Here is a 6,925-nt window from a genome sequence, read left to right on the forward strand (position 1 = left end):
ATTGCGAGGCTTCACCTCATGCTTAAAACTCACCACAACCGCGTTGTCGCCCTGACCCTCACCGCCATGCTGGGTGGTGGTGCGCTGGTGGCGTGTGGTTCAAACGAGGATCCGTTGGCCAATGGAGGTAAGGGAACCGACGGCGGGAATTCCAGCCAGACCATCACGGTGGGGTCGGCCAACTTCCCCGAGAGCGAAATTGTGGGTCAGATTTACACCATTGTGCTTAAAGATGCCGGTATGAACGTGTCCTTTAAGGGGGGAATTGGTGCCCGCGATGTTTACCTGAAGGCACTGGAAAAGGGCGATATAGATGTGGTTCCGGAATACAGTGGCAACGTGGCGCAGTTCTATGCCAAGGGGAAAGCGCAGGAGAGCGCACTGAAGCCAGGGGCTTCCCCGGAAGATGTCACTAACGCATTGCAGGAATCCCTGCCCAATGGCATCGAGGCTGGGCCGGCAGCGCAGGCAGAATCGAAAGATTCGTACCGAGTGACCAAGGAATTCTCCGAGAAGAATAAGGTCACTACCCTCGAGGAACTGGCTAAGTACGTAGAGAACAAGTCCATCACCATGGGCGGTAATCCCGAGCTCAAGGAGCGACCATATGGTCCCAAGGGCTTGGAGAGCGAATACGGAATGAAGTCCCTGAACGTGAATTTCCGTGGCATCAGTGATGGTGGCGGTCCGTTGACCGTGACCGCCCTGGCCAACGGGGATATTGATGTGGCGGATATCTACACCACGTCTCCCGTTGTAGACAAGAGCGGAAAGCCGGTGGATGTGGTGGAGCTCAAGGACCCCAAGCGCCTGATCTTGGCGCAGCAAGTGCTGCCCCTGTATCGCTCAGCGAAGCTGAGCGATGAAGCCAAGAAGAAGCTGGAAGACGTGCAAAAGCAGCTCACCACCGAGGACTTGAAGGCCATGAATGAGCGCAATTCGGGCGCGGAAAAGGCCGAGCCCGAGCAGATTGCGCAAGACTGGTTGGAAAGCAAGGGGCTCGCAAAGAAATAACCCTTATTTCATCTTTGGTTTACTTCCCGTCGGTAAGGTCTTTCGGCATGCGTATGACAGTGTTTGGTACCGGTTACCTGGGAGCTACCCACGCAGCCTGCATGGCTGAACTTGGGCACGAAGTCCTGGGTGTGGATGTTGATGAAGCGAAGATTGCCGCTCTCTCGGAAGCGCGCGTTCCGTTCTTTGAACCCGGTCTTCCCGAGCTGTTAAAGAAAAACATCGAAAACGGTCGCCTGTCATTCACCACTGATTACAAAAAGGCAGCGGAATTCGCCAACGTGCACTTCATTGGCGTGGGCACGCCTCAGCGTAGGGGTTCTTATGCGGCCGATACCCGTTACGTAGAGGCCGTTGTCAATGAGCTTGTTCCGCTACTGGAGGGCGAGCACCTAATTCTGGGAAAGTCCACCGTCCCCGTGGGCACTGCCATCCGGCTGCAGGCTATGGTGGATGAGCTGGGGGCGTCGGGTAAAAAAGCGCACGTTGAGGTCGCCTGGAACCCCGAATTCCTACGCGAAGGCTACGCGGTGAAGGATACGCTCACACCCGACCGGATTGTGCTGGGTGTGCGGGCTGACGATAGCGGAGCGGAGCGGATCGCGCGAGAGATTTACGCGAAACCGCTCGAGGGAGGTTCGCCGTTCTTGGTAATGGACCTACCGACCGCCGAACTGGTGAAAGTGAGCGCGAATGCGTTCTTGGCTACGAAGATTTCCTTCATTAACGCGGTCAGCGAGGTCTGTGAGGCCACCGGTGCGGACGTGACGGCGCTGGCAGATGCGATCGGAATGGACGAGCGCATCGGGCGTAAATTCCTGGGCGCGGGCCTGGGCTTTGGCGGCGGTTGCTTGCCGAAGGATATTCGTGCGTTCATGGCACGTGCCGGTGAACTGGGTGCGGATCAGGCGCTAACGTTCCTGCGCGAAGTGGATGCGATCAACATGCGGCGGCGCGAGAAGACAGTAATGTTGGCGCGCCGGGCGCTAGGGGGATCCCTGATTGGGCGGAACGTGACCGTGCTGGGGGCTGCGTTCAAACCCAACAGTGATGACGTGCGCGATTCGCCAGCCCTGAGCGTGGCGGGCGCGCTGAACCTGGCTGGTGCGGCTGTGACCGTGTTCGACCCGGAGGCGATGGACAACGCCGCGAAGCTGTTCCCCACGTTGACCTACGCGGAAACCGTGGAGCAAGCGCTGGAAGATGCCGAGGTTGTGATCCTGGCGACGGAGTGGAAGCAGTTCCAGAACTTGGACCCGGTCGAAACGAAGCAGCTGGTAGCGGGCGTGCGCCGGGCGAATGATCCCGAAGGTGCTGTGCAGCCGGTGATGATCGACGGTCGCAACTGCCTGCCGCGTGAAGCCTGGGAGGCAGCGGGCTGGCGACTGCTGGCGCTGGGGCGGGGCTAGGGAGCTGCTGGCGCTGGGGTATCTGGCGCTGGGGTCCTCGGGTGCCTAATTGCAAAGTCGGCGATTTTGCAATTAATGGGCCTCGTGGCGGGACCTTATCATTCAAGATGGGCACGTGTGAAAGAAAGCTCGCCGCCGGCCTGCGAGTAAGGTGAATGCCAAACGCAACGAAGCACCGATCCAGGAGAAACATGAAGGTCTTGATCACCGGCGGTGCCGGTTTTATCGGCTCCACCATTGCCAACTGCTGCGTGGATAACGGGATTACCCCGGTTATCCTCGATGACTTCAGCAGGGGGCTGCGCACTTTTGCTGCCCAGCACGAATACTACGAAGGCGATATCGCCGATGCGGCGGTGCTCGATCGCATTTTCGCCGATCACCCGGAGATCGAGAGCGTTATCCACTGCGCCGCCAAGATCGTGGTGCCCGAGTCCGTTGCGCAGCCTCTGGAGTACTACGACAACAACGTGGGCAAGTCCATCATCTTGCTGCGGGAGCTCGCCCGTCACGGTGTGAAGCGTTTCATCCTTAGCTCTACGGCCTCCATGTATGAGCCAGGCGAGGACTACATGGTCGACGAAACCGCGGAGACTAACCCGCAGAGCCCTTACGCGGCCTCCAAGGCGCTGCTGGAACGCGTGATGCGCGACTTCGCCGCCACCGGCCAGATGCAGTGCCTAGCCCTGCGCTACTTCAACCCCATCGGTGCTGACCCGAAGATGCGTACCGGTTTGCAGGATCCGCACCCCACCCACGTGCTGGGCAAGATGATCGAAGCCCACACCACCGGCGGTACCTTCACCGTCACTGGCGTGGACTGGCCAACTCGCGATGGGTCCGGCCTGCGGGACTACGTTCACGTGTGGGACCTGGCCCGTGCGCACGTTGCGGCTTTGCAGCGCTTTGATGGGGTTATGGAGGACGCCGCGCGGGAGTCACAACAAAACCCCACCGGTCCCCTCAATGAGAACTACAACATCATCAACCTAGGAACCGGCACCGGAACAACCGTCTTCGAGCTGGTGGATGCGTTCGGGGATGCCACGGGCCACCCGTTGAAGTCTCAGACCGCGGACGCGCGCATGGGTGATGTTGTAGGTTGTGCAACGCTCACCGCAAAGGCGGAGCGTCTACTGGATTGGAAGGCGGAACTCAGTATCGCCGATGGTGTAAGCTCCTCGATGGAGTGGGCAGAAAAACTGCCCGCCGTCCTCGACAACGAGCCGAAGTAGGCTGGCGAACCAACAACTAACAGCAGGCCGGGGTTGTGGGGGCAACTCTCTTTACTGCCGGTAGCTCGCCAAGAAGTTACCCAGCCGCTCGATCGCATCCGCCAGATCACGAGCCCACGGCAGCGTGACGATGCGGAAGTGATCCGGGGTGGGCCAGTTAAAGCCCGTGCCCTGCACCAAGTGAATCTTCTCTTGCCGCAGCAGGTCGAACATGAACTGCTCGTCATCGTGGATCTCATGCACATTCGGATCCAACCGTGGGAATGCATACAGTGCACCCATGGGCTTTACGCAGCTCACGCCCGGGATCTCGTTCAGCTTGTCATACGTCACATTGCGCTGCTCCAGCAAGCGCCCGCCCGGGAGCACCAGATCGTCAATGGACTGCCGCCCGGAAATCGCCACCTGAATGGCATGCTGTGCGGGCACGTTCGGGCACAAGCGCGTGCCCGCCAGCAATGTAAGCCCTTCGATGAATCCATGTGCGTGCCCCTTCGGGCCAGTGAGCACCATCCAGCCAGCGCGGTAACCAGCCACGCGGTAGGCCTTCGACAGCCCGTTATAGGTGATACACAAAAGGTCTGGGCACAGGCTGGCGATATTGATGTGTTTGGCGTCATCGTAAAGAATCTTGTCGTAGATCTCATCGGCCAGAATAAGCAGTGAGTGCTCGCGGGCAATATCCACAATCTGTTGCAGAATTTCGCGAGAGTACACAGCACCCGTCGGGTTATTCGGGTTAATTACAACAATGGCCTTGGTGCGCTCCGTGACCTTGGCCTTGATGTCCTCAATGGAAGGATTCCAATTGTCTTCCTCATCGCACAGGTAGTGCACGGGCCGACCTCCGGACAGGGACGTGGAAGCCGTCCACAACGGGTAGTCAGGGGAGGGGATGAGGACCTCGTCGCCATCGTTGAGCAGTGCCTGCATCGTCATGGTGATCAGCTCGGACACGCCATTGCCTAAGTAGACGTCCTCCACATCGAACGACGGGAAGCCGGGGATTACCTCGTAGCGGGCAAAAATCGCGCGCCGAGCAGAGATGATGCCTTTAGATGTGGAATAACCCTGTGCGGTGGGCAGCGCCGCGATCATGTCGCGCATGATCACATCTGGGGCCTCGAACCCGAACACTGCGGGGTTACCGGTGTTGAGCTTGAGGATGCGGTGGCCATCGGCCTCCATCCGCTCCGCCTCCGCGTTCACCGGTCCGCGAATCTCGTAAAGGACGTTCTTCAGCTTCGTGGATTGATCCAACGAGCGTAGCTCACTGGGGCGCTTAGGGGTACTCATTCTCCCCATTGTGCCAGTTGACCGTCCGGCGGGTGCGCGAAACCCCGTCCTGAAGGCGCAGGCGCGGTAAGCCTCGGGGCTTTAGTTACCACCCTCGGTGGCGTTCCCATTGCCTCCCGTTCCGCCGGCGCCACCCGTACCACCGGTCTCTCCCGTGCCACCAGTGCCGCTGGTGCCCCCGCCGTTATTCGTCCCTGTCCCCGTGCCACCGGTGTTCCCGGTTCCGCCCGTGCCGCCGTTACCGGAGTTACCGCCGTTACCGGAGTTTCCACCGGCACCGCCGCCGTTGCCCGTATTGCCTCCATTCTGTGGCCTGCTGGGCGCATTGTTTCCAGGATTTGAGGGCCGTCCGTTGTTGGGGCGATTGTCACCGCGGTTGGGGCGGTCGCCACGGTTGTTTCCGGGTGCTCGGGTCTGGCGCGTTTCTGTTTCCGACGCCGACGTCTCCACCGACTGCTGTTCCTCTGGGGCCCACTGCTGTGCAGGGGGAACGTAGCCACCACCGGGAGGTGCCACGGGATCGGTTTCCCGTTCCTTGTCATACTTTCCCGTTGTGGTGGGCGCAGGGTAGCTGGCGGTAACGCCGGTGGCGGAACCGGCGGGAGTGCGTTCCTTGTCTTGCCCCGATTTCATCATGGCCAAGGCCAACATGGAAGCTAATACCGCGGCGATGAGACCGAGCACCAAGATCCATGCCCACCACGGCATGATGGACCGCATCTTGGCTTTCACTGCGTGCGCGCGACCGTGTTTCTGCGCTTCCGCTGGGGGTGCCGAAGTTGGGGTCTCTTCAGGTGCTACTGGGGTGCCCGCCGCGTCTGGGGACTGCGGCTGGCTCCCCTGATCTTTGGGCACTCCAGAGGGTGCGGAAGGCGTGGAATTCATTACTTCAGTCTAGGTGAAAGGGCTCGCTTCACCCCACTCTTAGAAACACTGTGACCCATGTGGCTGGTGTGGCTATCGAGAAAACAAAAGCTGAGAAAAACTATCGGGGGTAATGAGCTTCCGTGAAGGCTTTCGCGCAGTTGAAAGCTGATTTATGGTTCTGTGTGCGCACAAAAACCTTATTGCTCAAGTAAAGAATATTAAGCGAACGGCGATCACGGCATTGGCGGCGCTGACTGTGGTCAGTGGCGCCGGTGTTGTCCCTTCTGTAGCCGAGTTCACCGGAACCCAGGCTCAGGCGCAACCACCTCCTCTGGCTGTGCCGCCGGTGCTGTTCGGCTTTGACGGATGGCGCGATACGCCGGAGAACTTCCGCCGTTACTCCCGCTTGCATGAGACGGGTGCGGCTCGCGAGGCAATCCGCATCTACCCCGAGTCCATCAATCACGGTTGGGAAGGCGCCCCGTACGCTGTGGTGCGCCCGGGCGAGGATCTGAAATTCATCACGCAGATCATTGCGGAGGTCGACAGGACCTACAATGTGGATCGCGGCCGGATCTACGCCACTGGGCACTCCAATGGTGGCGGCATGACTGCGGTCGTGGCCTGTCATTTGCCTCATATCTTTGCGGGTGCGGCGGCCGTGGGCGGGGCGTTCTACGATCCGGTGAACCGCGGGTGCTCTAACCGTCCGATTCCGTTCCTGATTTCCCACGGTACGGGCGACGCGATGATGAAGTACCACGGTGGCTATCGGCACAATGGGAGCCACTACCTGGCCGTTCCTGTGCTGGTCAACAGCTACAAGAAGCGCAATGGCTGTGTGGGGGCGCCGTGCGTAACCAACATCCCGGGTGGTAAGCGCCATGTCTACCCATGTGCGCGCAAGGAGCTGCAACTGCTGACCAACCCGCAGAATCACACATGGAACCGCGTGCCCGATGCTAGCCAGGAAGTGTGGAACTTCTTGAAGCGGCAGCGACTGTAACAAAGCGGTTCCGGCGGTTGTAACAAAAGGGGATTAAGGGACGGCGGGGGCTGTCCCTTTTTTGGTTTGGGGGTTGGAGGGGGTGAGGGGGGAAAGGG

6 protein-coding genes are annotated in these 6,925 nt (G+C 59.9%); 4 read left to right on the forward strand and 2 right to left on the reverse strand.

Annotated features, from left to right (window positions below):
- The first annotated feature begins 18 nt into the window (after nucleotides 1-18).
- The 3 genes from HMPREF3098_RS09670 to galE all read left to right on the forward strand — a co-directional run bounded on the left by HMPREF3098_RS09670 (nucleotide 19) and on the right by galE (nucleotide 3,658).
- A complete protein-coding gene (locus HMPREF3098_RS09670; RefSeq protein ID WP_070434976.1) occupies nucleotides 19-1,014 on the forward strand; it encodes an ABC transporter substrate-binding protein in 996 nt (331 codons plus the stop codon).
- Nucleotides 1,015-1,061: 47 nt separating this feature from the next.
- The gene (locus HMPREF3098_RS09675) at nucleotides 1,062-2,423 is read left to right on the forward strand and encodes a UDP-glucose dehydrogenase family protein (RefSeq protein ID WP_070434977.1); all 1,362 of its coding nucleotides are present in this window, start codon (nucleotides 1,062-1,064) and stop codon (nucleotides 2,421-2,423) included.
- 191 nt (nucleotides 2,424-2,614) lie between these two features.
- Complete coding sequence (gene galE / locus HMPREF3098_RS09680) at nucleotides 2,615-3,658, forward strand: UDP-glucose 4-epimerase GalE (RefSeq protein ID WP_070434978.1); 1,044 nt, start codon at nucleotides 2,615-2,617, stop codon at nucleotides 3,656-3,658.
- Nucleotides 3,659-3,709: 51 nt separating this feature from the next.
- Here galE and HMPREF3098_RS09685 read toward each other — a convergent pair whose 3' ends face one another.
- Together HMPREF3098_RS09685 and HMPREF3098_RS11400 are read right to left on the reverse strand one after the other, a co-directional pair.
- Entirely contained in the window at nucleotides 3,710-4,954 is a 1,245-nt protein-coding gene (locus tag HMPREF3098_RS09685; protein ID WP_210385975.1) for a pyridoxal phosphate-dependent aminotransferase, read from the reverse strand.
- Between the two features lie 81 nt (nucleotides 4,955-5,035).
- Nucleotides 5,036-5,839, reverse strand: a complete 804-nt coding sequence (locus tag HMPREF3098_RS11400) for a hypothetical protein (RefSeq protein ID WP_070434980.1) — start codon at nucleotides 5,837-5,839, stop codon at nucleotides 5,036-5,038.
- 154 nt (nucleotides 5,840-5,993) lie between these two features.
- On the opposite strand from HMPREF3098_RS11400, the gene HMPREF3098_RS09695 reads away from it, so the two are divergent.
- Nucleotides 5,994-6,827, forward strand: coding sequence for a CE1 family esterase (locus HMPREF3098_RS09695; RefSeq protein ID WP_070434981.1), 834 nt, complete (start codon nucleotides 5,994-5,996; stop codon nucleotides 6,825-6,827).
- Nucleotides 6,828-6,925 lie beyond the last annotated feature (98 nt).

This window comes from Corynebacterium sp. HMSC28B08 (assembly GCF_001806865.1).
GTDB lineage: Bacteria > Actinomycetota > Actinomycetes > Mycobacteriales > Mycobacteriaceae > Corynebacterium > Corynebacterium auriscanis.

What these genes read in the sequence shown, in the direction of transcription:
- HMPREF3098_RS09695 (WP_070434981.1), top strand. Translation starts at nt 5,994, where the DNA reads ATGGTTCTGTGTGCGCACAAAAACCTTATTGCTCAAGTAAAGAATATT.
- HMPREF3098_RS11400 (WP_070434980.1), bottom strand. Translation starts at nt 5,839, where the DNA reads ATGAATTCCACGCCTTCCGCACCCTCTGGAGTGCCCAAAGATCAGGGG.
- HMPREF3098_RS09670 (WP_070434976.1), top strand. Translation starts at nt 19, where the DNA reads ATGCTTAAAACTCACCACAACCGCGTTGTCGCCCTGACCCTCACCGCC.
- galE (WP_070434978.1), top strand. Translation starts at nt 2,615, where the DNA reads ATGAAGGTCTTGATCACCGGCGGTGCCGGTTTTATCGGCTCCACCATT.
- HMPREF3098_RS09675 (WP_070434977.1), top strand. Translation starts at nt 1,062, where the DNA reads ATGCGTATGACAGTGTTTGGTACCGGTTACCTGGGAGCTACCCACGCA.
- HMPREF3098_RS09685 (WP_210385975.1), bottom strand. Translation starts at nt 4,954, where the DNA reads ATGAGTACCCCTAAGCGCCCCAGTGAGCTACGCTCGTTGGATCAATCC.